General features: G+C 67.5%; 18 protein-coding genes. 14 read left to right on the top strand and 4 right to left on the bottom strand.

Annotation, left to right across the window (positions count from 1 at the left end; genetic code table 11):
• Nucleotides 1-57: 57 nt before the first annotated feature.
• The 4 genes from LU671_RS02465 to tssA form a co-directional block, all read right to left on the bottom strand.
• Nucleotides 58-546, bottom strand: a complete 489-nt coding sequence (locus LU671_RS02465; RefSeq protein WP_023632508.1) for an Hcp family type VI secretion system effector — start codon at nt 544-546, stop codon at nt 58-60.
• A gap of 148 nt (nt 547-694) precedes the next feature.
• Entirely contained in the window at nt 695-2,188 is a 1,494-nt protein-coding gene (gene tssC / locus LU671_RS02470; protein ID WP_046857484.1) for a type VI secretion system contractile sheath large subunit, read from the bottom strand.
• 11 nt (nt 2,189-2,199) lie between these two features.
• A complete protein-coding gene (gene tssB / locus LU671_RS02475) occupies nt 2,200-2,715 on the bottom strand; it encodes a type VI secretion system contractile sheath small subunit (RefSeq protein ID WP_023632506.1) in 516 nt (171 codons plus the stop codon).
• Nucleotides 2,716-2,788: 73 nt separating this feature from the next.
• On the bottom strand, nt 2,789-3,829 hold the full coding sequence (gene tssA / locus LU671_RS02480) for a type VI secretion system protein TssA (protein ID WP_232854850.1): 1,041 nt from the start codon (nt 3,827-3,829) through the stop codon (nt 2,789-2,791).
• 397 nt (nt 3,830-4,226) lie between these two features.
• On the opposite strand from tssA, the gene tagH reads away from it, so the two are divergent.
• The 14 genes from tagH (at nt 4,227) to LU671_RS02550 (ending at nt 22,976) form a co-directional block, all read left to right on the top strand.
• Entirely contained in the window at nt 4,227-5,600 is a 1,374-nt protein-coding gene (gene tagH / locus LU671_RS02485) for a type VI secretion system-associated FHA domain protein TagH (RefSeq protein WP_232854851.1), read from the top strand.
• 49 nt (nt 5,601-5,649) lie between these two features.
• Nucleotides 5,650-6,150: a type VI secretion system lipoprotein TssJ gene (tssJ, locus tag LU671_RS02490; protein ID WP_232854852.1), complete on the top strand. Its 501-nt coding sequence runs from the start codon at nt 5,650-5,652 to the stop codon at nt 6,148-6,150.
• A gap of 15 nt (nt 6,151-6,165) precedes the next feature.
• Nucleotides 6,166-7,500, top strand: coding sequence for a type VI secretion system baseplate subunit TssK (gene tssK, locus LU671_RS02495; protein ID WP_232854853.1), 1,335 nt, complete (start codon nt 6,166-6,168; stop codon nt 7,498-7,500).
• A 157-nt stretch (nt 7,501-7,657) separates the two neighbouring features.
• The gene (locus LU671_RS02500) at nt 7,658-8,971 is read left to right on the top strand and encodes a DotU family type VI secretion system protein (protein WP_232854854.1); all 1,314 of its coding nucleotides are present in this window, start codon (nt 7,658-7,660) and stop codon (nt 8,969-8,971) included.
• Nucleotides 8,968-12,474 (top strand): type VI secretion system membrane subunit TssM, encoded by a 3,507-nt coding sequence (gene tssM / locus LU671_RS02505; RefSeq protein WP_232854855.1) that lies wholly within the window; start codon nt 8,968-8,970, stop codon nt 12,472-12,474. The genes LU671_RS02500 and tssM overlap by 4 nt, the downstream gene beginning before the upstream one ends.
• Nucleotides 12,471-13,127 (top strand): type VI secretion system-associated protein TagF, encoded by a 657-nt coding sequence (gene tagF, locus LU671_RS02510; RefSeq protein ID WP_232854856.1) that lies wholly within the window; start codon nt 12,471-12,473, stop codon nt 13,125-13,127. The genes tssM and tagF overlap by 4 nt, the downstream gene beginning before the upstream one ends.
• The gene (locus LU671_RS02515; RefSeq protein WP_050703375.1) at nt 13,124-13,843 is read left to right on the top strand and encodes a PP2C family protein-serine/threonine phosphatase; all 720 of its coding nucleotides are present in this window, start codon (nt 13,124-13,126) and stop codon (nt 13,841-13,843) included. Before tagF ends, LU671_RS02515 begins: the two co-directional genes overlap by 4 nt.
• A gap of 7 nt (nt 13,844-13,850) precedes the next feature.
• Nucleotides 13,851-16,847, top strand: coding sequence for a serine/threonine-protein kinase (locus LU671_RS02520; protein ID WP_232854857.1), 2,997 nt, complete (start codon nt 13,851-13,853; stop codon nt 16,845-16,847).
• On the top strand, nt 16,847-17,551 hold the full coding sequence (locus LU671_RS02525) for an ABC transporter ATP-binding protein (protein ID WP_232854858.1): 705 nt from the start codon (nt 16,847-16,849) through the stop codon (nt 17,549-17,551). The genes LU671_RS02520 and LU671_RS02525 overlap by 1 nt, the downstream gene beginning before the upstream one ends.
• Nucleotides 17,551-18,753, top strand: coding sequence for an FtsX-like permease family protein (locus LU671_RS02530; RefSeq protein ID WP_232854859.1), 1,203 nt, complete (start codon nt 17,551-17,553; stop codon nt 18,751-18,753). Before LU671_RS02525 ends, LU671_RS02530 begins: the two co-directional genes overlap by 1 nt.
• Nucleotides 18,746-20,512: a formylglycine-generating enzyme family protein gene (locus LU671_RS02535; RefSeq protein ID WP_232854860.1), complete on the top strand. Its 1,767-nt coding sequence runs from the start codon at nt 18,746-18,748 to the stop codon at nt 20,510-20,512. The genes LU671_RS02530 and LU671_RS02535 overlap by 8 nt, the downstream gene beginning before the upstream one ends.
• A 78-nt stretch (nt 20,513-20,590) precedes the next feature.
• Nucleotides 20,591-21,520 carry a type VI secretion system-associated lipoprotein TagQ gene (gene tagQ, locus LU671_RS02540; RefSeq protein WP_110735426.1) on the top strand — a complete coding sequence of 310 codons (930 nt, stop codon included), beginning with the start codon at nt 20,591-20,593 and terminating at the stop codon, nt 21,518-21,520.
• Nucleotides 21,521-21,657: 137 nt separating this feature from the next.
• On the top strand, nt 21,658-22,560 hold the full coding sequence (locus LU671_RS02545; RefSeq protein WP_232854861.1) for an NAD synthetase: 903 nt from the start codon (nt 21,658-21,660) through the stop codon (nt 22,558-22,560).
• 2 nt (nt 22,561-22,562) lie between these two features.
• Nucleotides 22,563-22,976, top strand: a complete 414-nt coding sequence (locus LU671_RS02550) for a hypothetical protein (RefSeq protein WP_050703381.1) — start codon at nt 22,563-22,565, stop codon at nt 22,974-22,976.
• The last annotated feature ends 36 nt before the right edge of the window (nt 22,977-23,012 follow it).

Below are 23,012 nucleotides of genomic sequence, written 5' to 3' on the forward strand. Positions count from 1 at the left end.
CGGGTGAGGCGTGGGGAAGGGCGCCCGCGCCGCCTGGGGCGGCGCGGGCGCGGTCGGTCAGATCTTGACGTTGGAGCGGATGTTCCAGCCGTACTTGATCGGGCCGCCTTCCTTGGTGCCGTCGGCCTTCTGCGGCTGGTAGTCGACGGTGACCTTGGCGAAGTTCAGGGTCACGTTCTCGGTCAGGCGGTCGTCGCTGCCCGAGCCACCGGTGCTCAGCGAGCTGATGATCACCTCTTCGAGGTTGATGATCAGGTACTCGACCTGGCTTTCACCACCGGCCTTGCGCACGGTCAGCTTGACCTTGTCGATGTGCTTGCCGCTGGAGCAGTGGGCCATCAGGTTGGGGCTGGATTTATCGATGTACTTGGTGATCGACAGGTCCTGGATGTTGACCTTGCCCGAGCCGCCACCGCTGCCCAGGTGCATGTTGCCGGACTGGGACATGCCCCAGCTCCAGTTGAGCACGTCGATTTCGTCCTTGTGGGCCTTGTCGTGGGACTCGCCCTTGATGTCGCCGATCTTGATGAAAATATCTACAGCCATGATGTCCTCGGAATTTCCAGTCGGTTGGCGGTGCTATTGGGGCTGCTGTGCAGCCCATCGCGGGACAAGCCCGCTCCTACAGGATTTGTGCAGCCTTTGTAGGAGCGGGCTTGTCCCGCGATGGGGCGCGCAGCGGCCCCGTTCAGGCTTAGGCCCCTTTGGCCGAAGGCAGCTTCGACACCAGGCGCAGCGACACGGTCAGCCCTTCGAGCTGGTAGTGCGGGCGCAGGTAGAAGCGCGAGTTGTAGTAACCCGGGTTGCCTTCGACTTCCTCGACCACCACTTCGGCGGCCGCCAGCGGGTGCTGGGCCTTGGTGGTCTCGGTGGAGTGCGCCGGGTCGCCGTCGACGTAGTTGAGGATCCAGTCCTGCAGCCAGCGCTGCATCTCGTCCTTTTCCTTGAACGAGCCGATCTTGTCGCGAACGATGCACTTCAGGTAATGGGCGAAGCGGCAGGTGGCGAACAGGTACGGCAGGCGCGCGGCCAGGTTGGCGTTGGCGGTGGCGTCCGGGTCGTCGTATTCGGCCGGCTTCTGCAGCGACTGGGCGCCGATGAAGGCGGCGAAGTCGGTGTTTTTCTTGTGCAGCAGCGGCATGAAGCCGTTCTTCGCCAGCTCCGCCTCGCGGCGGTCGGAGATGGCGATCTCGGTCGGGCACTTCATGTCCACGCCACCGTCGTCGGTGGGGAAGGTGTGCGCCGGCAGGCCTTCGACTTCGCCGCCGGATTCCACGCCGCGGATACGCGAGCACCAGCCGTAATGCTTGAACGAACGGTTGATGTTCACCGCCATGGCGTAGGCGGCGTTGGCCCAGGTGTACTTGCTGCTGTCGGCGCCGTCGGTGTCTTCCTCGAAGGCGAAGGCCTCCACCGGGTCGGTCTTGGCGCCGTAGGGCAGGCGCGCCAGGAAGCGCGGCATGGTCAGGCCGATGTAGCGCGAGTCTTCCGATTCACGCAGCGAGCGCCAGCCGGCGTATTCCGGGGTGGTGAAGATCTTGGTCAGGTCGCGCGGGTTGGACAGCTCCTGCCACGAGCCCATGCCCATCACCGTCGGCGAGGCGGCGGAGATGAACGGCGCGTGCATCGAGGCGCAGACCTTGGACACTTCGCCCAGCAGCTCGACGTCGGGTGGCGACTGGTCGAAGTAGTAGTCGCCCACCAGGCAGCCGTAGGGCTCGCCACCGAACTGGCCGTATTCCTCTTCGTAGAGCTTCTTGAACACCGGGCTCTGGTCCCAGGCGGTGCCCTTGAACTTCTTCAGGGTCTTGTGCAGGTCGTTCTTCGAGATGTTGAGCACGCGGATCTTCAGCTGCTCGTCGCTCTCGGTGTTGTTGACCAGGTAGTGCAGGCCGCGCCAGGCGCTTTCCAGTTTCTGGAAGTCATCGTGGTGGATGATCTGGTTGACCTGGGCGGTGAGCTTGGCGTCGATGGCGGCAATGATCTGCTCGATCGAGCCGATGGCATCGTTGGAGACCAGGCTGGTCTGCGCCAGGGCCTGCTCCGCGAGGGTGCGCACGGCGCTCTCGACGGCTTCCTTGGCCCGCTCGGTCTTGGGCTTGAATTCCTGCAGCAGGAGACTGGCGAACTCGCTCGGGTCCTGGGTGGCCGCCTGCGGGGCCTGGCTGTCGCGCAACGGATCGTTCATGGTCGGTCTCCTCAGGCCTTCGGCTCGGTGTCGGCAGGTTTCGGCGCGCTGGCCAGGGCCTGGAGCAGGGCCGGGTCCTTGATGGCCTTGAGGATGATGTCCTCGGCGCCGGTCTTGCCGTCCATGTAGGTCAGCAGGTTGGCCAGCTGGGTGCGGGCCTCGAGCAGCTGGTTCAGGGCATCGACCTTGCGCGCCACGGCGGCGGGGCTGAAGTCGTCCATGCTCTCGAAGGTGATGTCCAGGCTCAGGTTGCCTTCACCGGTCAGCTCGTTGGGCACGTTGAACGCCACGCGGGGCTTCATGGCCTTCAGGCGCGAGTCGAAGTTGTCGACGTCGATCTCCAGGAACTTGCGGTCGGCCACGGCCGGCAGTGGCTCGGCGGGCTTGCCGGCGAGGTCCGAGAGCACGCCCATGACGAAGGGCAGCTGGACCTTCTTCTCGGCGCCGTACAGCTCGACGTCGTATTCGATCTGCACTCGCGGCGCACGGTTGCGCGCGATGAATTTCTGGGAGCTGTCTTTCGCCACGTTGTTCCTCCTGGTCGCCGGTACGGCGGCTCTGTTTGTTGCGGGCGTCGGTGTTTAGGCGGCCGGAACGACGTCAGTCGTGTTCCGGGCCACGCAGGTTCTCGAATTGCGACATGCCATCGGGGATCAGGTCGCGGACGATGGTCGCGAAGTCGGCGTCGACCAGCTTCTTCGCCCGGCGCAGCAGCACCGGCAGCGGGCTGGAGGGCTCGTGGCGGGCGTAGTACTGGAGCACACGCTCGAGGCTCTGCAGCACGTCATCGCGGCTGTTCACCTCGCCGGGGCGCGCCGCGACAGCCGCGGCACGTGGCGCGGCGACGGCGGGCTGCGGGTCGTCATTGGCGCCAGGCGCCGTCACTTCGTCCATGCTCGCGCTGACCGGCGCCGAGCCTTCCGGGCTGTAGTCGGTCAGCACCTGCTGGACCTGGCGCAGCGGCTGGCGCAGGGCGGACAGGTCAACGCCGCTGGCCGAACCGACCTGGTCGTTGACCCGGCCCTCGATGGTGTCCAGGGCTTCGCGGGCCAGCTGCAGGGCCTGGCGACATTGCGCGAGCTGCTCGGGGTCGGCGTCGCGCAGGGCGGCGGCCAGTTCCTCGGCGCTCAACTGCTCGCTGGCGAAGTGCTGCACGCCCGCCGCATGCAGGGCGGCACGCAGGGTGACCGGGCCGAAGGTGCGCGAACGCACCAGCACGGCGTCGCGCAGCAGGGCGATGTTGGTGTCGCAGGTGAGTCCGGCCAGGGCGTTGACGCGCACGGTAGGGTCGTTGTCGTCGGCGGCGTCCAGCTGCGGGTGCAGGTGCAGCCAGTATTCGCCCAGCAGATCGCGGATCAGTTCGAGGCTCGCGGCCAGGCCCGGCAGGCCGTGCAGGGCCAGGTTGGCCTGGACCAGAAAGTGGGTGATGCGCAGGTCCTTGCTGCGTTGCAGCAGGCCTGTGCAGGACTGTTCGATGGCGCGCCACTGCGGCGGTTCGGCCGGCTGCACGGCGTCGCCCATCACACGCTCGGGGCGGCCCTGGGCATCACGTTCCAGTTGCAGGAAATCGGCATCGTATTCGAGGTCGTCGCCGCACGGAAAGTCTGCGGAAACAGCGGCGAGCAGCTGCGGTGAGTTCACCAGAAATCGATCTCCATATCGGCCCTTGGTGAGGGCGTCGTTTGCGCCAAGTTGCAAATGTGAAATGGCGCACAAACTTGTCAAAGAATGCGAAGTTGATATCACCGTGATATCACTTTGGCACTCTTAAGTTGCGCATTTATGGTTTATTTCCAAATTGCTGTCAAGGTAAGCTACGCGCCGCGAAGGGCGACTGTGAACCAGTTGGCAGGTATTCGTGTCCATTGGTCAGGTGCCATCAAAGTGCCTTGCCGATAGGGTTTAATACGACCTTTCCGGGAAGCGAATTTCGGTGTGAGGCCCAGTATTTACAAGGGTTTAGCCGGAAAGCGGGGTCGGGCTCGCGAATCCACTCAAATGGATGTGTGAGTGTTTCATATATATGCAAGGAGGCGTGATGGCACTTTGCCTGACCATTACCAGTTATCACAAGATCACCCCTGGGCAATGCCCGGAGAAGTTGCTGGAAAACGGTGCCATCAGCGTAGGTCGTGCGGCGGATAATGACTGGGTACTTCCCGATCCGGAACGCCTTGTTTCTTCGAAACATTGTGTGATCCAGTTCAAGGATGGCCGCTATTACTTGACCGATAACAGCACCAACGGCGTGGAACTGGTGCATGCCGGTATTCGCCTGCGTCGCGGTAACAGCGAGCCGCTGATGGATGGCGAAGTTATTCGAATTGGCGATTACGAAATCCAGGCGCGCATCGACGCAGGCCTGTCGATTCCGCTCGCCGGGCAGCCGCAAGCCCACAGTTTCGAAGCCCTGATGGCCAACCAGGTGGCCGCCCCGAGCGCGCCCATCGTCGGCGCGCCGGCCGCATTCCTGCAGGGGGCGTCGAGCCACGATACCCTGCCGGACCTGTTCGACTTTCTTGGCCCATCCACTGTGCCTCCGGTCAGCCAGCCGGATCATGTCCCCGCCCAGCAGCATGACTTCCGTCCGCCCACGCCAGTGGCGCCGCCGCCTGCGCCAGTGCCGGCCGCCATGCCCGCCGCGCCGGGCATGATCCCCGATGACTGGAACCTGCTCGACGAAACGCCGGTCGTTGCTCCCCAGCCTGCGCCTGTCATCGCGCCGCCCCTGCCAGAGCCGGAAGCGCCGGTGGCACCGGTCGTCACGCCTATGCCGGCGCCCACCGCCGTGTCGGCACCTGCGCCCGACCCGGTTGGCGCCGGCGATGCCTTGCTGCAGGCCTTCCTGCGTGGCGCGGGCATCGAGCACCTGCGCATCGACGCGGCCGATGCCGCCGCGCAGATGGAGGCGGTCGGGCGCAGCTACCGCCTGATGGTCGAGGGTCTGATCGACGTGCTGCGCGCGCGCAGCAGCCTGAAGGGCGAGTTCCGCATGCAGCAGACCACCATCGCCCCGGTGCGCAATAACCCGCTGAAGTTCGCCCCCAACGCCGACGAAGCGCTGCTGTTGCTGCTGCGCGAGGGCAACCAGGCGTTCATGGCCCCGGACCAGGCGGTGCGCGACAGTTTCGACGACCTGCGCGCCCACCAGCTGGCGGTGATGGCGGGTGTCGAGGCGGCCATCAAGCACCTGCTCGAGCGCTTCGAGCCGGCCCGCCTGGAGCAGCGCCTGGCGCCCGCCGCCGGGCTGGCCAAGCTGTTCGGCGGTTCGCGCCAGGCCCACTGCTGGCAGCAGTTCACCGAGCTCTACAGCCAGATTTCCCGGGAAGCCGAAGACGACTTCCAGGACCTGTTCGGTCGCGAGTTCAGTCGCGCCTACGAGGCCCATAGCCAACGCATTCAACGCTCCTGAGGCTAACGCCTGGAGCACAGGAAGAACACAGGACGTCATGAGGACGAGGATGAGTGCAACGAGACTGATCGCAGCCCTGGCCATGGTGCTGCTCAGTGCCTGCAGCAAGGACAGCCCGGTCGAGCCCGCCGTTACCGACGCGGCGCCGGCGGCCACGGGCATTACCCTGTACTTCAGTGCCGCGGCCGGGCTCAACCCGGGCGCTGGTGGCACGCCCGCGCCGGTGCGGGTACGCATCTACGAGTTGAAGAACAGCGCCGCCTTCGCCCGCGCCGACTATTTCGCCCTGGCCGAGCGTGCCCAGGCCACCCTGGCCGCCGACCTGATCGACCAGGACGAGGTCCTGCTCCAGCCCGGCGAGCAACTGCGCCTTGAGCGTCCGCTCGACCCGGCCACGCGCCAGGTCGGCCTGGTGGTCGGCTACCGCGAGGTCGACCAGGCCCAGTGGCGCAGCGTGCTGCCGGTGCCGCCTCGTGACTATCAGATCAGCCTCGATGCGCGCGCCGTGCGCAGCGCCGTGGCCACCCCACAACCTGAGCCTGCCCGCTAGGCAATCGGAGAACCCATGTCCTGGAACAATCGCGTGGTCTGGTCGGAAGGGATGTTCATCACCACCCAGCACTTCCAGCAGCACGACCGCTACCTGGAAAATTTCGTCGACGCCCGCAACCGGCCGCTCAGCGCCGCCGCCTGGGGTTTTTCCGAGCTGTTGGTCGACCAGGGCCTGCTGGCCCAGGGCAAGCTGGCGATCCTCAGCGCCCGTGGCCTGTTGCCGGACGGCACGCCGTTCGATATCCCGCGTGACGACCTGCCGCCTGCGCCGCTGGAGATTCCCGACGACCTGCGCAACGGCGTGATCTACCTGGGCCTGCCGCTCAAGCGCGCCGGTGCCCGCGATACCGTCGACGACGGTGAAATACCTGATGGTGCGCGCTATGTCAGCCGTATCAGCGAAGTCCGCGACGACAACGCCCCGTTCGAGAACCGCGCGCCGTTGGCCCTGGGCAGCCGCGCCCTGCGCCTGCTGCGCGCCGAGGACGGCCTGAGCGACTATGCCGCGCTGGGCGTGGTGCGCATCCGGGAGAAGCGCGCCGACCGCGCCCTGGTGCTGGATGACGGTTACATCCCGCCGCTGCTCGATGTGACCGCCAGCAACCTGCTGTCAGGTTTCCGTGGCGAGCTGCTCGGCCTGCTGCACCAGCGCGGCGAGGCCCTGGCCGGGCGCGTGGTGGCATCGGCCAACGGCGGTGCCTCGGAGATCGCCGACTTCATGCTGCTGCAACTGGTCAACCGCGCCCAGCCGCTGGTCGAGCACCTCAACCAGTTGACGCCGCTGCACCCCGAGCGGCTGTACAGCGAGCTGGTGGCCCTGGCCGGCGAGTTCGCCACCTTCACCCGCGAAGGTCGCCGCCCCGAGGCATATCCTGTGTACCAGCACGACGACCTGGCGGCCACCTTCGCCCCGGTGCTGGCCGCCCTGCGCGAGGCCCTGTCGATGCTGATCGACAGCAAGGCCGTGGCCATCCCACTGGTCGAGAAGGCCTACGGCATCCATGTCGGCATGCTGGCCGACCGCAGCCTGCTCGACAGCGCCAGCTTCGTCCTGGTGGTGCGCGCCGACGTGCCCAGCGAGACCCTGCGCAGCCGCTTCGGCCAGCAGAGCAAGATCGGCGCGGTGGAGCACATCCGCGACCTGGTCAACCTGCAGCTTCCGGGCATCAGCCTGCTGCCGTTGCCGGTGGCGCCACGGCAGATTCCGTTCCATGCCGGCTCCACCTACTTCGAACTCGACCGGGGGAGCGAACACTGGAAGCAGCTGCAGCATTCCGGTGGTTTCGCCTTTTACGTCGCCGGCGAGTTCCCCGGCCTGAACCTGGCCTTCTGGGCGATTCGGGGATAACGCGATGGCGTTCGATCATGTCGCAACCTCGTGGGAGCGGGCTTGCCCCGCGATGCAAGCGACGCATTGCCTGGCACCGGCTGCGCCGGTGATCGCGAGGCAAGCTCGCTCCCACGCTGAACCTACCCGCTATCCAAGGACCGGAGACTAAGCCGCGATGCAATCGGACGATCCGCTCGCCAATGACCGCACCCAGTTCATGCCGCGCCCCGGTGGCCGAGGCCCGCAACCGGCCGCGCCCGGACCTGCGCAGGCGCCACCGCCGCCACTGAATGTGCCGGCCGAACCACTGGCGCCGGGCCAGGCGGCGGGCCTGAACCCGCTGGAGCAGGCTGCCGGCCCGCTGCTGGCGCTGCTCACCCGCCTGCGCAACACCATCGCCCACCCGGCGCCGGCCAGCCTGCGAGCGCAGCTGCTGGCCTACCTGCGCCAGTTCGAGGAGCGCGCCGAGGCCGCCGGGGTCGCGCGCAACGAGGTGCTGCTGGCGCGCTACGCGCTGTGCACCGCGCTCGATGAAGCAGTGCTCAGCACGCCATGGGGTAGCGCCAGCGACTGGGGCAAGCAGAGCCTGCTGATCACCGTGCACAACGAGGCCTGGGGCGGCGAGAAGGTGTTCCAGCTGATGGAGCACTGCCTGCAGAGTCCGCGTGAGCGCCTGCACCTGCTGGAGCTGTTGTACCTGTGCACCAGCCTCGGTTTCGAAGGCCGCTACCGGGTGATGAACGGTGGCCGAGCCCAGCTCGAGGCCCTGCGCGAGCGCACCGCCGCGACCATCCGCAGCGCCCGTGGCGACATCGAGCGCGAGCTTTCGCCGCACTGGCGTGGCGTCACCGTGACCCGTGACCGCCTGGCGCAGTTCGTGCCGCCCTGGGTCGGCCTGGCCCTGGCCCTCGCGCTGCTGTTGCTGGTGCTGTTCGGTCTGCGCCTGAAGCTGGCCGCTGACGCCGAACCGGTGTTCCGTGGCATCCATGCCCTGGGCGAGATCCCGGTGCAGGCCATGGACCGCCCGGTGGTGCAGCCAAAGCCTGTCGAGCGCCCGCGTCTGGCCGGTTTCCTGGCCGAGGACATCAAGGCCGGCCGGGTCGCCGTGGAGGATGCGGTGGACCGCTCGGTGGTGACCATCCGCGGCGACGAGCTGTTCGCCTCGGCCAGCGCCAGCATCAAGGGTGACTTCGAACCGCTCATGCTGCGCATCGCCGAAGCCGTCGCCAAGGTCAAGGGCAACGTGAAAGTCACCGGCCACAGCGACAACCAGCGCATCGCCACGCTGCGCTTCCCGTCCAACTGGGCGTTGTCCCAGGCCCGTGCCGAGGAGGTGAAGAACCTGCTTGCCGCCCGCACCGGCCAGCCCGGGCGTTTCAGCGCCCAGGGCCTGAGCGACACCGAGCCGCTGGCGTCGAACGACAGCGCGCAGGGCCGGGCGAAGAATCGCCGGGTTGAAATCACCGTTCTGGCGGAGGGCGTCGAGTGAAGGCGTTTTTCAGTTTTGTCATTCGCTGGGTGGTCCCGGTGCTGGGCCTGCTCGCCCTCAGCCTGATCATCTGGTTCCTTGGTCCGCTGCTCGATGCGCTGGTGCCGGTCGCGCCGCGCCTGGTGCTGATCGTCCTGCTGTTCGCGGTGTGGATTGCCTACCGCGTGTGGCGCATCGTCCAGGCCCGGCGCCAGGCGGCCAAGGTGATGCAGAGCCTGGCTGCCGAGACCGCGCCTGACCCTGCCGGCGTTGCCACCGCCGAAGAGCTGGCGACCCTGCGCCAGCGCATGGATGAGGCCCTGACGCTGCTGAAGAAGGCGCGCCTGGGCGGTGATGAGCGGCGCAACCTGTACGAGCTGCCGTGGTACGTGATCATCGGTCCGCCCGGCTCGGGCAAGACCACCGCGCTGGTCAACTCCGGCCTGCATTTCCCGCTGGCGGCGCAGCTGGGCGAGGGCGCCATCCGTGGCGTGGGCGGTACGCGCAACTGCGACTGGTGGTTCACCGACCAGGCCGTGCTGCTGGACACCGCCGGCCGCTACACCACCCAGGACAGCCATGCCCAGGTGGACAAGGCGGCCTGGCTGGGCTTTCTCGACCTGCTCAAGACCCAGCGTTCACGCCGGCCCATTGACGGTGCCTTCATCGCCATCAGCCTGTCCGACCTGCTGCTGGGCAGCGACGCCGAGCGCGCCGCCCACGCGGCGGCGATCCGCACCCGCATCCAGGAGCTGTACAGCCAGCTGGGCGTGCGCTTCCCGATCTACCTGATGCTGACCAAGCTCGACCTGGTGCCGGGCTTCATGGAGTTCTTCGACAGCCTGAGCAAGGAAGAGCGCGCCCAGGTGTGGGGCATGACCTTCCCCCTGGATGACGGCCAGCACGGCGATGGCCCGCTGGCCCAGTTCGGCAGCGAGTTTGCCCTGCTCGAGCAGCGCCTCAACCAGCGTCTGGTCGAACGCCTGCAACAGGAACGCGACCCGGCGCGGCGCGACCTGGTCTACGGCTTCGTCCAGCAGTTCGCCGCCTTGCGCGGCAACCTCAAGACTTTCCTCGACGGCATCTTCAAGCCCAACGCCTTCGAAGCGCGCGCCCTGTTGCGCGGTGTGTACTTCACCAGTGGCACCCAGGAAGGCAGCCCCATCGATCGCCTGATCGGCAGCATGGCCCAGAGCATGGGCCTGGACCGTGCCCACCTGGCGCGGCAGAACGGCACCGGGCGCAGCTATTTCATCGAGAAGCTGTTCAGCGCCGTGGCCTTCGCCGAGCGTGGGCTGGTCGGCAGCAACCCCAAGGTCGAGCAGCGGCGCAAGTGGATCGCTCGCGGCGCCCTGGCCCTGAGCGTGGCCCTGGTGCTGGTGGTCGGCACCTTGTGGACCCTGAGCTACCGGGCCAACCAGCAGTACATCGCCGAGGTCGACGGCCGTCTCAAACCACTGGGCAGGAGCGTGCAGGAGCTGAGCCCGGCCCAGCGCAACGTGGTCGACGTGCTGCCGCTGCTCAACGGCGTGCGCCGCCTGGCCGAGGATCCGCCCGGCTGGGCCGAGGGCCTGGGGTTGTACCAGGGCGACATGCTCGAAGGCGAGTCGGACAGCGTCTACCGCAAGCTGCTGATCGCCATCTTCGCCCCGCGCCTGGTTACCCGCATCGAGGAGCAGCTGTACGCCGGCGGCCCGTCCGACTATCTCTACGAGGGGCTCAAGGCCTACCTGATGCTGGCCGACGGCGAACACTACGACGCCGAGTTCATCAAGGCCTGGGTCACCCTCGACTGGGAGCGCAGCCTGCCCCGCGACCTCGCTCCGGACCTGCGCCAGGCCCTGGAGCAGCACCTGGCGGCGCTGTTCGACAAGCGCCCGCCCAATGCCCGTCTTGACCAGCGCCTGATCGACGACACCCGTCGCCAGCTGCAGCAGCTGCCGGTTGCCCAGCGCGTCTACGATCGGGTCAAGCGCCAGAAGCTGCCGGCCGGGGTCGGCGACTTCCGGGTCAGCGACGCCGCCGGTCGCGACGCCGCGCTGGTGTTCCGCTTCAAGAACGGCAAGCCGCTGAGCGAGCCGCTGCCGGGTATCTTCACCGTCGAGGGCTACCGCAAGGCGTTCCTCGCCGCCAGCCTGGCCCACAGTGAGACCCTGGCCGAGGAGCGCTGGGTGCTGGGCCGTGAGGCCAGCGAATCGGGCGATGCCAAGCGCCTGGCCGACGATGTGCTGCAGCTGTACTACCAGGACTATATCCGTCATTGGGATGCGCTGTTGGCGGACCTGGACTTCGTGCCGATCACCAGCGTCGGCCAGGCCGCCGATGTGCTGCGGGTGCTGTCCGGGCCGACCTCGCCGATGAAGAAACTGCTGCAGGCGGTCGCCAAGGAGACCAACCTGGCGCAGCCGACCACCCTCGACAAGGTCCAGGCCAAGGCCGAGCAGGCCGGTGTCGACCAGCTGCGCCAGCGCCTCGGCGGCCTGCTCGGCGATGCGCCGCTGCCCAGCGACAACCCGGCTGCCCGTGAGGTGGACCCGGTGACCGCGCACTTCGCCGAACTGGCTGCGCTGGTGGAAACCGGCGAAGGGCAGCCTGCGGCCATCGACGGCCTGCTCACCGACCTCAACGCCCTGTACGTGCAGGTCAGTGCCATGGTCGGCGCCAGCGGCGACGCGCTGCTGGGCGAGGCCAAGAACCAGGCCCAGGCCGCCGCGCAGCGTGTCGCCCTGGGCGCCGCGCGCCAGCCCAAGGTGGTGCAGAACCTGGTGGGCTCGGTGCTCGGCTCGACCCACAACATCGTCATGGGCGGCGTGCGCAACCAGCTCAACGCCGCCTGGACCAGCGAAGTGGTGAACGTCTACCGCCAGTCCCTCAGCGGCCGTTATCCGCTGGTGGCTGGCAGCGCGCGGGACGCCACCCTGGAGGACTTCGGCCTGTTCTTCGGCGTCGGCGGGGTGATGGACAACTACTTCCGCAAGTACCTGCAACCCTACGTCAACACCTCGAGCACGCCGTGGAGCTGGCAACCGGGCGCGGCGCAGAAACTGGGGATCAACAGCAACGTGCTGTACACCTTCCAGCGCGCGGCGAGCATCCGCGATGCGTTCTTCCGCAACAGCAACGGTGTGCAGCCGGGCGTGCGTTTCGAGCTCAAGCCGGTGGCGATGGATGCGACCATCACCCAGTTCCTGCTTGACCTCGATGGCCAGCAGGTCAGCTACGACCACGGACCGAGCCGGCCGGTGGCGTTGCAGTGGCCGAACCCCAACAGCATCGGCGTGGTGCGCCTGTCGATCTCGCCGCCCTCGGCCACCGGACGTTCCGGCCTGACCGTGGAAGGCCCCTGGGCCTGGTTCCGCCTGCTCGACCAGTCCGACCTGGTGGCCGGCAGCTCGCCGGAACGCTTCAACCTGCGCCTGCGCGTCGATGGCGCCAGCGTGTCCTACGAGCTGCGCGCCAGCAGCGCCTTCAACCCGTTCCGCAGCCGAGTGCTCAGCGGTTTCAGCCTGCCGGAGCACTTGTGAACGACGTGGGTTTCTACGGAAAACTGGCCAGCCGCGGCGACTTCGTCAGCCGCGGCCTTCCAAACAGCTTCATCCAGCCCTGGGACCAGTGGCTGGCGGCGGGGATGCAGGCCAGCCAGCAGGCGCTGGGCGAGCGTTGGCTCGAGGCCTACCTGGTCAGCCCCTTGTGGCGATTCGCCCTGGCGCCGGGGCTGTGCGGACCCGAGGCGGTCATTGGTGTGCTGATGCCGAGCATCGACCGGGTCGGGCGGTATTTTCCGCTGACCGTGGCCCAGGTGCTGGAGCCGGAGCAGCCGTTGGCGCCTGTGGTGGCCGGGGCCGAGGAGTGGTTTGAGGCGGTCGAGGTGGCATTGCTGGCGACGCTTGAGCCTGGGGCGGCCTTTGAGGGTTTTGAGGCTGCTTTGCAGCCTTTTCGCGGCGCGAGGCCGCTCCTACAGGGACCGCGTGTGACTGTCGGTGGGGTGCAGCGGTTGGATGCGACCACGCCGCAGGGGCGTGCGCTGGCGTTGGCCGAATGCGCCTGTGAGGGCATGAGCCTTTGGTGGGGCAGGGGTTCCGAACGTATCGCCCCGGGGTTGATGCGCTGCGCGGGTCTGCCCCGCAGCGAGGATTTCGCCGGGTTTCTACTGGGTAGCGAGGCGCGGACCGAATGACCGACATGCAGTACACAGCGGCCAGCTACAGCCATGTCGGCATGGTGCGCAAGATCAACGAGGACGCTTGCCTGGAGTTGACCTGGGCTGGCCTGTGGGCGGTGGCCGACGGCATGGGCGGCCATGCGGCGGGCGACTATGTCAGCAGCCTGGCCATGGACAGCCTGCGCAGCCTGCCGATGCTCGACTCGCTCGACGACTTCAGCGGCGAGGTGCGCGATGGCCTGGCCTGGGTCAACGGCATCGTGCGCGAGGAAACCGTGCGCCGCGGCGTGGCAATGATGGGCAGCACGGTGGTGGTGCTGGCGGCGCGTGGCGACCAGGCCATTGGCCTGTGGGCCGGCGACAGTCGCCTGTACCGCCTGCGCGACGGCCGTATCGAGCGCCTCAGCCACGACCACAGCTACGTCCAGGAGCTGCAGGACAGCGGCCTGCTCAACGAGGCCGAGGCGCGGGTGCATCCGCGCGGCAACATCGTCACCCGCGCCATCGGCGTCGAGGACGACCTCGACCTGCAGGCCGTGGCCCTGCAGGTGCGGCCCGGCGACACCTACCTGCTGTGCAGCGATGGCCTGAACAAGACCGCCGAGGACCACGAGATCGCCGAAGTGCTCGGCCACGCCGACCCTTACGAGGTGGTCCGCAGCCTGGTGCACCTGGGGCTGACCCGTGGCGCGCCGGACAACATCACCGCTGTGGTCGTCAAGGTGAACTGAAGACAACATGGACATGCAGATCCCCGGATTCGACATCGATCGCGAGCTTGGCCAGGGCGCCATGGCCAGCGTGTACCTCGCCACCCAGCGTTCCCTGGAGCGCAAGGTGGCGCTGAAGATCATGGCGGCGAGCCTGGCCGCCGACCCGACCTTCTGCGAGCGCTTCCTGCGCGAAGGGCGCACCCTGGCGCGGCTGGCACACCCGAACATCGCCACCATCCACGACATCGGCAATGTCGGCGAGCTGTACTACATGGCCATGGAGTACCTGCCCAGCGGCACGCTCAAGGAGCGCATTGCCGATGGCCTGACGCCCGAGCAGGGCCTGGCCTACGTGCGCCAGATCGCCCTGGCTCTGGGTTATGCCCATGCCCAGGGCCTGGTGCACCGCGACGTCAAGCCGGCCAACATCCTGTTCCGCGCCGACGGCACCGCGGTGCTGTCGGACTTCGGCATCGCCAAGTCACTGGATGACCGCACCCAGTTCACCCAGGCCGGCTTCGCCGTCGGCACGCCGAGCTACATGAGCCCGGAGCAGGCGCGAGGCATGGAGATCGACGGCCGCGCCGACCTGTATGCGCTGGGCGTGGTGCTCTACGAGATCCTGGTCGGCAAGCTGCCGTACAGCGGCACCGACGCGCTGTCCACGGCGCTGGCGCACCTAACCGAGCCGCTGCCGGAACTGCCCATCGAGCACGGCCGCTACCAGGACATCCTGCGTGGCCTGCTGGCCAAGGATCCCAACGAGCGCTTTGCCGACGCGGCGGCGTTGCTGGCCGCGCTTGACCGCCTGACGGTGCAGATGCCGGTCGAGGACAACGAAAGCACATTGGTCCGCCCGCTGCCGGTCCCGCCGCCGGCCACCCCACAACCGGTTTCCATCGACATTCCGCAGGCCCTTCCTGTGGCCGAGCCTGCCCGGCGGCCCGAACCCAAGCCCGCGCCCGTCGTGAAGTCCGGATCGAACAAACCGGCCAAGGCCGTGCTGGCGGTGGCGATCGCGGCGGCGCTGGGTTTGGGGGGCGCTTTCTTCTGGCTGCTCGGCGGCAGTGACGCGCCCGCGCCTGAAACGCCGGTGGCGCAGACGCCCGCCACCAGGGTGGCCCCCGCCGAACCCAAGATCACGCCTGTTGCCGCTTCGGACGATGGCCGTCCATTGCTGATGCCCGGCAAGAAGACCCTGTTCCAGCGTGTGCTGACCAAGCCCGACGCCCAGCTGGTGGCCGAGCCCGGCGATGCCGCGGGCGAGAAACTGCCGGCCTTCTCCGTGCTCTACGTCTACCAGCGCAAGGATGTCGGCGGCCAGGCCTGGGTCCAGGTCGGCGCCGCCAGCGACGGCCAGCGCGATGGCTGGCTGCCGGCCGCGCAGACCAGCGACTGGAAACAGAGCCTGGTGCTCAAGTTCACCGAGCGCTCGGGCCGCTCGCCGGTGATGTTCATGCGCCAGGTGGACGATGTGCAGCACCTGCTCGACGACACCGCCCAGGCCCGCGACAGCCTGCTCAAGGCACAGAACCACCCCGACCAGGTGCCGCAGGTGGTGGCCCTGGAGCCGACGGCCAGCGCCGTGCCGCAGAACCAGTTCTACCTGATGCCGATCTTCGACTACCGCGAAAGCTTCGACGTCGGCGGCCAGCCGGTGCAACTGCTCAATATCGCCTCCATCGACCCCGGCGCCAGTGCCCGCGACAGTGCGCCCAAGGCGGCCGGCGTGACGGCGGTCGGCGACAACAGCTTCCGCACCGGCATCGTCCTGGTGGTGGACACCTCGGTGTCCATGCAGCCCTATATCGACCGTGTGCGCCAGGTGGTCAGCGAGCTGCAGCAGCAACTGGCGGCCCGGGGCGAGCTGGACAGCGTCAGCTTCGGCCTGGTGGGGTTTCGCAACAGCGTCAAGCGCACCCCGGGCCTCGAGTACCTGAGCAAGACCCTGGTCAGCCTGGAGGAGGGCCGGGATCCGGCGCGCTTCCTCAAGGCCGCCTCTCAGGTCAGGGCCACCAGCGTTTCCAGCCATTCGTTCAACGAGGACGCTTTCGCCGGGGTGATGCAGGCCGTCGAGGGCATGGACTGGTCCGGCTACGGCGGGCGCCTCATCCTGCTGGTCAGTGATGCCGGCGCACTGCGCAAGAACGACCCGTTCAGCAGCACCCAGATGAACGAGGCCGAAGTGCGCCAGGCGGCGCTGAGCAAGCAGATCAAGATCTACGCCCTGCACCTGCGCACTCCGTCCGGGGTGAAGAACCACGGCTCGGCCGAAAGCCAGTACCGCGTGCTCACGGCCGACAGCAATCCGCAGATCGGCGATCTCTACGTCGGCGTGCCGGGGGGCGAGGTCGGCGCGTTCGGCGAGCGCGTGCGCGAGATTGGCTCGACCTTCGCCGAGCTGGTGCACCAGGTGCGCAACCGGCAACCACAGCCGGTGCCGCTGCTGACCTCGGCCTCGGGGCTGGCGGCCAAGTCCCAGGCCATCGGCTACGCCATGCACATGGACTTCCTTGGCCGTCATGGCGCCAGCCAGGCGCCGCAGCTGGTCAGCGCCTGGACCGCCGACCGCGACCTGACCAACCCGACGCTGCCGACCCTGCAGGTGTGCGTGATGCTCACCAAGCTGCAGCTCAACGACCTGCAGCAGTCGCTCAAGCTGATCGTCGATGCCGCGCGCAAGACCCGCAGCTCGCCGGGCGATTTCTTCAACGAGATCGCCAGCGCCAGCGCCTACATGAGCCGCGACCCCGGCGCCCTGCGCAAGGGCGCCAACCTGGCCCAGGGCGGGGTGCTCGGCGAGTACCTCGATGGCCTGCCGTACCGCAGCAAGTCCCTGAGCATGACCCAGGACCTGTGGCTGTCGCTGTCGGTGGCCGAGCAGGAGGACTTCATCGACGAGCTGGACTCGAAGATCCGCCTGTACGAGACCTTCCACAACGACATGGCCAACTGGGTGCGCTTCGGAAAAGCCGAGCCGGGTGACGCCCTGTACCGTGTCCCGTTGTCGACGTTGCCGTGATGATTCGCCTGGACGGGGTGCGCAAGACGCGCGGGCAGGGTGCCCAGCGTTACAGCCTGCTGGTCGACCGGCTGCACCTGGCCGTGGGGGAGCGGGTGGCGCTGGTCGGCCCCAGCGGCTGCGGCAAGAGCACCTTGCTCGACCTGCTGGCGCTGGTGCTGGCGCCGGATGCGGCAGAGTGTTTCGTCCTCGGCGACGAGGATGTCGCCGGGCTGTGGCGCGGCCGCCAGCTTGATCGCCTGGCCAGCTGGCGCAGTCGCCACCTTGGTTACGTGCTGCAGGCGGGTGGGTTGCTGGGCTTTCTCGATGTGCGCGGCAATATCCGCTTGCCGCGCCAGCTGCTGGGGCTCGGCGATGATGGCAGCGTCGAGCGCCTGGCCGAAGCGCTGGATGTGCACGACCAGCTGGGCAAGAAACCCGCCGCCTTGTCCCTCGGCCAGCGCCAGCGGGTCAGTTGCGCCCGTGCCCTGGCCCATGCCCCGACGCTGCTGCTGGCCGACGAGCCGACTGCTGCGCTGGACCCGGTCAACGCCGAGCGGGTGATGCAGCTGTTGCTGCGCGAGGCCGAGGCGCGCCAGGTGACCTGCGTGGTCGCCACCCACGACGAAGCCCTGGCCCGCCAGGCCGGGCTGACGGTGCTGCGCATGGCTTGCCAGCGCGAGGCCGACGGCGGCGTCACGGCAACGCTAGAGCGGGCCGCCTGATGCGCCCGCTGCTGATCGCCGGGCTGGCCTGGCAGGACTACCGCAACGATGCGCGGCTGTCGGCGTGCGGCGTGCTGGCGCTGGTGGCGGTGATCGCGCCGCTGCTGGTGTTGTTCGGCCTGAAGTTTGGCCTGGTCGGCAGCCTGACCGAGCGCCTGCAGCGTGATCCGGGCGTGCGCGAGATCATTCCCTTGGGCGGTGGACGCTTTCGCGCCGAGTTCATCGAGGAACTGGCACAACATCCGGGGGTGGCTTTCGCCATCCCGCGTACCCGGCAGATCGCCGCCACAGCGGAGCTGCTGTTGCCCGCCCAGGGACGTGGCCTGACGGTTGAAATGCTGCCCACCGCCGAGGGCGATCCTTTGCTGGCCCAGGTAGCTCCGCCGATGGGTCTGCAACAGGTGGTGCTGAGCTTTACCGCCGCGGAAAAGCTCGGCGCCAGGGCCGGAGACGAGCTGCAGGCCAGTTTCAGCCGCCGACAGGCCGGGCAGATGCAATGGCGGCAGACGCGCCTGCAGGTCATCAGCGTGTTGCCCCTGGCCGCATTCGAGCGCGATGGCCTGTTCGCGTCGTTGCAGTTGCTCGAAGCCGTCGAGGATTACCGCGATGGTCGCGCAGTGCCGACACTGGGCTGGCTGGGCGAGGCGCAGGGCAGCGCGCAACAGCGGGTGTACCCGGCATTCCGCCTGTATGCCCGCGAACTGACTGATGTCGAGCCGCTGCGCCAGTTCTTCGCCGAACGCAAGCTGCTGGTCTCGACCCAGGCCGCACAGATCGCCCAGGTGCAGTCGCTCAGCCGCAACCTCGACCTGGTGTTCTGGATCATCGCCAGCCTGGCCGTGGCCGGCGCCGTGGCGGCCATCGCCGCGGGCGCGGTGGCGGCAGTGGAGCGCAAGCAGCGCGAGCTGGCGGTGCTGCGCCTGCTGGGCTTCGGCACCGCCGCGCTGCTGTTGTTCGTGGTGCTCCAGGCGCTCTACAGCGGCCTGCTGGCCGCCGCCGTGGCGGGGCTGTTGTACCTGCTGGCCGAACACGGCCTGAACCGACTTTTCATGCAGGTGCCCGGCGAGTTCGCCAGCCACCTGCTGCCCATGCACTACCTCGTTGCGTTGTGTGCCGTGCTGCTGGCCAGCACTGCCGCCGCCGCCCTGGGCGGCTGGCGGGTGGCGCGCATCGAGGCCTGCCAAGGAATACGTGATGTCTGATCGCCGTCTCGGGGCTGCCGCCCTGATCCTCACCGCACTGAGCCTGGGGGCCTGCTCCCAGGCCGATGGCGACGACAAGGCCAAGCCGGCCGTGCAGCCCCAGGCCGGGGCCGACAGCAAGTTCGACAACCCCAAGCCGTTGCCGGGCGATATCAGCCTGCCGCTGCCCTGTGGCGGTGAGCTGGTGCTGCGCAGCGTCTACGTATTGGCCCAGGGCAGCCTCGACGACCGCGAGGTCAACCTCGGCTACCCGTTCAGCGAAGGCGAGGCCGGCTACAAGCAGTCATTCATTTCTGGTTACCGGCGCGACTTCATCAATGGGCAGTTCAGCCTGCAGGACCTGGCGCCGCAGTGGCAGAAGGCGGTCGGTCCGAGCCTACCGAAGGTCGACAAAGGCAGCCCGCTTACGCCGATGATGTACTTCATCGGCAAGTACGAAGTGACCGCCCGCCAGTACGCCCAGGTGATGGCCCAGGCGCCGTCGCTGGCCGGCGGCGACGCGGCGCCGGCCTGTGAGGCGAACAACGACGCGGCGGGGCGCCTGCCCAAGGTCAAGCTGTCGCGCTTCGAGGCCGAGCGTTTCGCCGCCGTCTACAGTGCCTGGCTGATGAAGCACCATCGCGACCTGCTGCCGGTCAGTGGCCGTGGCAGCAAGGCCGAGGACGGTGGCACCGGTTTCGTGCGCCTGCCCACCGAAGTGGAGTGGGAGTTCGCCGCCCGTGGCGGTTCGGCGGTCAGCCGCCAGGAACTGGAAGGGCGGCTGTTCCCGCGCAAGGTCGAAGGTGCCGACAGTGAAGGGCCGCTGGCCGACTTCGCGGTGTTCAACCAGGTCGCCGGTGGCACCGGGCAGGCGGCGCGGCTGATGCCGATTGGTACCAAGCAGCCCAACCCGCTGGGCTTGTTCGATGTGATCGGCAACGCCGCCGAGATGGTCCAGGAGTCGTTCCAGCTGGTCAACGCCGGGCGTCTGCAGGGTGCCTACGGTGGTTTCGTGGTCAAGGGCGGCAACTACCTCGAGGGCGAGGGCACCCTGTTCACCGGCATGCGCCGCGAATACCCGCTGTTCGGCGCCGACGGCACCGAGCAGCGCAACGAGACTACTGGCTTTCGCGTAGCCATCGGCGCCCTGTCGGCGCCGCGTTCGCGCTACCAGGAGCTGTTCGAGCAGTGGCAGAAGGAAGGCCGGCTGGCCGGCCTGACCGACGACATCGACGCCGCCCAGGACCCGACCAAGCGCCTGGACAGTATCATCGCCGCCGCCACCGACCCGCGCCAGCAGGCCGAGCTCGGCCTGGTCAACGAAGAGCTCAAGCGCAACGTCTCGCTGATCGCCCGTCAGCGTGAAGAGGCCGCCGGCAACCTGATCCAGTCCGCCGCCCTGGTGGCCGAGACCGTCAACAACTACAACATCCGCCTGACCAACCTGCAGAACACCCAGGCCAAGGCCGAGGCCTCGGGCGACCAGACCAGCGCGCGCATGTACGGCGCCGCCATCGCCAATGGCCGCGCCGCCCTCGACGGCGCCGTGGCGATCTACATCGACAACCTGGCCAGCGGCACGCGCTACACCGACGCGGTGATCCAGGCGCAGTTCCAGCGGGTCAGGGAAGAGCTCAATCGCAAGCCGGTCCTGGGCAACAGCCTGGTGACCCGCGCCACCCTGTTCGTCCGCCACGTCGGGGAGTACCGCCAGAACCGGCGGGCCGATCCGGCGACGATCCTCAAGGAGCTGCTGGCATCGGCCGCCCCGCGACCCTAAGGACAGCTTCGACAGAAAGGACTCCCGGGTGGCACGAAGCCCCCGGATACCGAGAAACCCAAGAAGAGAAACCAGACCATGTTCACCCGCAAACCCCTGATCACTGCATCCCAGGCCCGTACCGCGCTGCTGCTGGCAGCCGGGTTCAGCACCGTGCTGTTGAGCGGTTGCGCCAGCTCGCCCGTGTCCAAGGTCGGCGCCACGACCAAGGTCGAGTACTACCCCAACTGCTACGAGCCCGTGCAGCACCTGCGCTCCACCGACGGTGACATGACCCGCTCGGTCGCCACCGGCGCGCTGCTCGGCGCGGTCGGCGGTGCCCTGACCGGCGCCCTGGTCGACAAGGAAAACCGTGGTCGCAATGCTGCCATCGGTGCCGCCGGTGGCGCCCTGGTCGGTGGCGCGGCCGGTTATTACACCGAGCGTCAGAAGCAGATCAGCGACGACAAGCAGCGCATCGCCTCGTACGCCACCGATATCGACAAGAGCGCCGCCGACCTGGACCGCACCACGGCCTACGCCAAGTCGTCGCAGTCCTGCTACCAGCGCGAGTTCGCCAGCCTGATCCAGAACCGCAAGTCCGGCCGCATCAACGACACCGAGGGGCGCAAGCGCCTGGCCGAGATCGTCGCCGGCCTGCAGGAGTCGAACAACCTGCTGACCACCGTCAACGGTCGCCTGGGTGAGAACCTGAACAACTACACCCAGGCCTACGAGCAGGACCTCAAGCAGGTCGGCGTCGCGCGCACCGACGTGGTTGCCGTGGCCGAGCCGCCGAAAGTGGCGACCACCGGCAAGAAGAAAGAGGTGAAGAAGGTCCAGCCGGCCAAGAAGGTGACCAAGGACGTGCCGCAGGAAGCCGTGGCCACCGAGAAGACCCTGCAGAACGCCAACGGCAAGAAAGCCGAGGCCCAGCAGGTGGCCAAGGCCGGTACCGACCAGGTTAACGCCATGTGCCGCAATCCGGACATGGGTGACTGGGCGCCGGTGCCGTGCCCGAACGTGTGATCCGTTAAGGCCGCTCGCCGACCTGAAGGAGCGGGCTTGCCCCGCGATTGCGATGGTGAATCTACCGGCGCAATCGCGGGCAAGCCCGCTCCCACAAGGGTGCGATACAGCCGCTATTTGTGTAAGGAAACCACCCCGTGACAGATCTTCTGGTCAACTCCCTGGCCAACAACTCCCAGTTCCTCGCACGCCAGCGCATCCAGGGGCGGATCAACCTTCCGCAGATGTTCGCGGCCATCGACGCTGATCCGCGTATCGTCGGTGCTGGTGTGGTGTACATCGACGCCGACTACAACGTCGTCACCCTGCGTGAGTTCCAACCGATCTGCAGCATCCGTCCCAAGCGCGTGATCTTGCGCGAGATCAAGAAGTACCAGACCCCTGACCAGTACACTCAGCAATTGCAGCACAATCCGCGCGAGTCGCGGGTGGTCAAGGAGGCGGTCAATACCACCCTCTCTTGTGCAGGCGCGGTGATCGGCTGGTTCGTGGTGTTCAGTGGCACCATTGCCGCGCCCTTTTCCGGCGGCACCAGCCTGGTGCTGACCTACATCGGTGGCGCCGCAGCCACCGCCAGCAGCATCCAGTGCGGTATCGGTGTGATACGCACGGTACGCGAAGTGACCAATCCGGCGGCCAACGATGCCCTCGATGAGAGCGAGTGGTACCAGGCCGCCTCGAAGGTGCTTGATGGCGTCTCGCTGCTGGGTGTCGGCGCGTCGGGCCTGAGCACGTTGAAGTACCTGCAGGTGCACAAGGCCGCGACCGGGCGTAGCTGGCTGGAGTTGTCCAGGAGTCTCAGCCGTCAGCAGCGCAAGGCGCTGACAGACGAGCTGCTGTCTATCAGGCATCCGAGCCTGACGGCCAAGCAGATCAAGTTGCGGCAGGCGGCAGGGACCATGACCAAGCGCTACACCCCGACCGAGATCAGCCACGCCACGAAGACCCTGATGCGTGACTCCCTCGGCGCTACCTTCGGCCTGGCTGGCAGTGCCACGGTACAGAGCATCGCCGTGGGGCTTTACGAGGAGGTCGAGTAACGATGAAGCCTGCAGCGTTCCAGACCTTCATGCGACGTTACTTTCCGACGTTCTTGCTGGGCTTTTTCATTTGCCTCATGTCGGCGGCGTTGTCAGCGACCCTGTGGATTGACAGTCACTGGCGCAATCATCCGGACAATCCGTCGTTCACCATGATATCCAGTGCAGTGCTGATCTTGCTGCTGTGCGCCGGGCATTTCGCGATGGTCCGGGGCTTCACTTGGGCTGTATGGGTGGTGCTCCCTGTGCCGACTGTCGCTTTGCTGATGGCGTTGAGCTTGCTCGGTAGTGGTGTGAATGCTGTCTTGCTGGCAATCCTGCTGGCGCTGCCATTACTCGCGCTGCTGGTGTTCAACAGCCAGCGGCATCGGGAGATGCGGCGGCAATTGGTGGCGTTGCGCATGGCGCGGCGCTAGCTATCGCGGGGCAAGCCCGCTCCCACGCGGGTGATG

This window comes from Pseudomonas sp. NMI760_13 (assembly GCF_021283245.1).
Lineage (GTDB): Bacteria > Pseudomonadota > Gammaproteobacteria > Pseudomonadales > Pseudomonadaceae > Aquipseudomonas > Aquipseudomonas peradeniyensis.

Bases quoted from the DNA above. Each gene is read 5' to 3' on its own strand.
- LU671_RS02465 (WP_023632508.1), bottom strand. From the start codon at position 546: ATGGCTGTAGATATTTTCATCAAGATCGGCGACATCAAGGGCGAGTCC.
- tssC (WP_046857484.1), bottom strand. From the start codon at position 2,188: ATGAACGATCCGTTGCGCGACAGCCAGGCCCCGCAGGCGGCCACCCAG.
- tagH (WP_232854851.1), top strand. From the start codon at position 4,227: ATGGCACTTTGCCTGACCATTACCAGTTATCACAAGATCACCCCTGGG.
- tssJ (WP_232854852.1), top strand. From the start codon at position 5,650: ATGAGTGCAACGAGACTGATCGCAGCCCTGGCCATGGTGCTGCTCAGT.
- tssK (WP_232854853.1), top strand. From the start codon at position 6,166: ATGTCCTGGAACAATCGCGTGGTCTGGTCGGAAGGGATGTTCATCACC.
- LU671_RS02500 (WP_232854854.1), top strand. From the start codon at position 7,658: ATGCAATCGGACGATCCGCTCGCCAATGACCGCACCCAGTTCATGCCG.
- LU671_RS02515 (WP_050703375.1), top strand. From the start codon at position 13,124: ATGACCGACATGCAGTACACAGCGGCCAGCTACAGCCATGTCGGCATG.
- LU671_RS02520 (WP_232854857.1), top strand. From the start codon at position 13,851: ATGGACATGCAGATCCCCGGATTCGACATCGATCGCGAGCTTGGCCAG.
- LU671_RS02525 (WP_232854858.1), top strand. From the start codon at position 16,847: ATGATTCGCCTGGACGGGGTGCGCAAGACGCGCGGGCAGGGTGCCCAG.
- LU671_RS02530 (WP_232854859.1), top strand. From the start codon at position 17,551: ATGCGCCCGCTGCTGATCGCCGGGCTGGCCTGGCAGGACTACCGCAAC.
- LU671_RS02535 (WP_232854860.1), top strand. From the start codon at position 18,746: ATGTCTGATCGCCGTCTCGGGGCTGCCGCCCTGATCCTCACCGCACTG.
- tagQ (WP_110735426.1), top strand. From the start codon at position 20,591: ATGTTCACCCGCAAACCCCTGATCACTGCATCCCAGGCCCGTACCGCG.
- LU671_RS02550 (WP_050703381.1), top strand. From the start codon at position 22,563: ATGAAGCCTGCAGCGTTCCAGACCTTCATGCGACGTTACTTTCCGACG.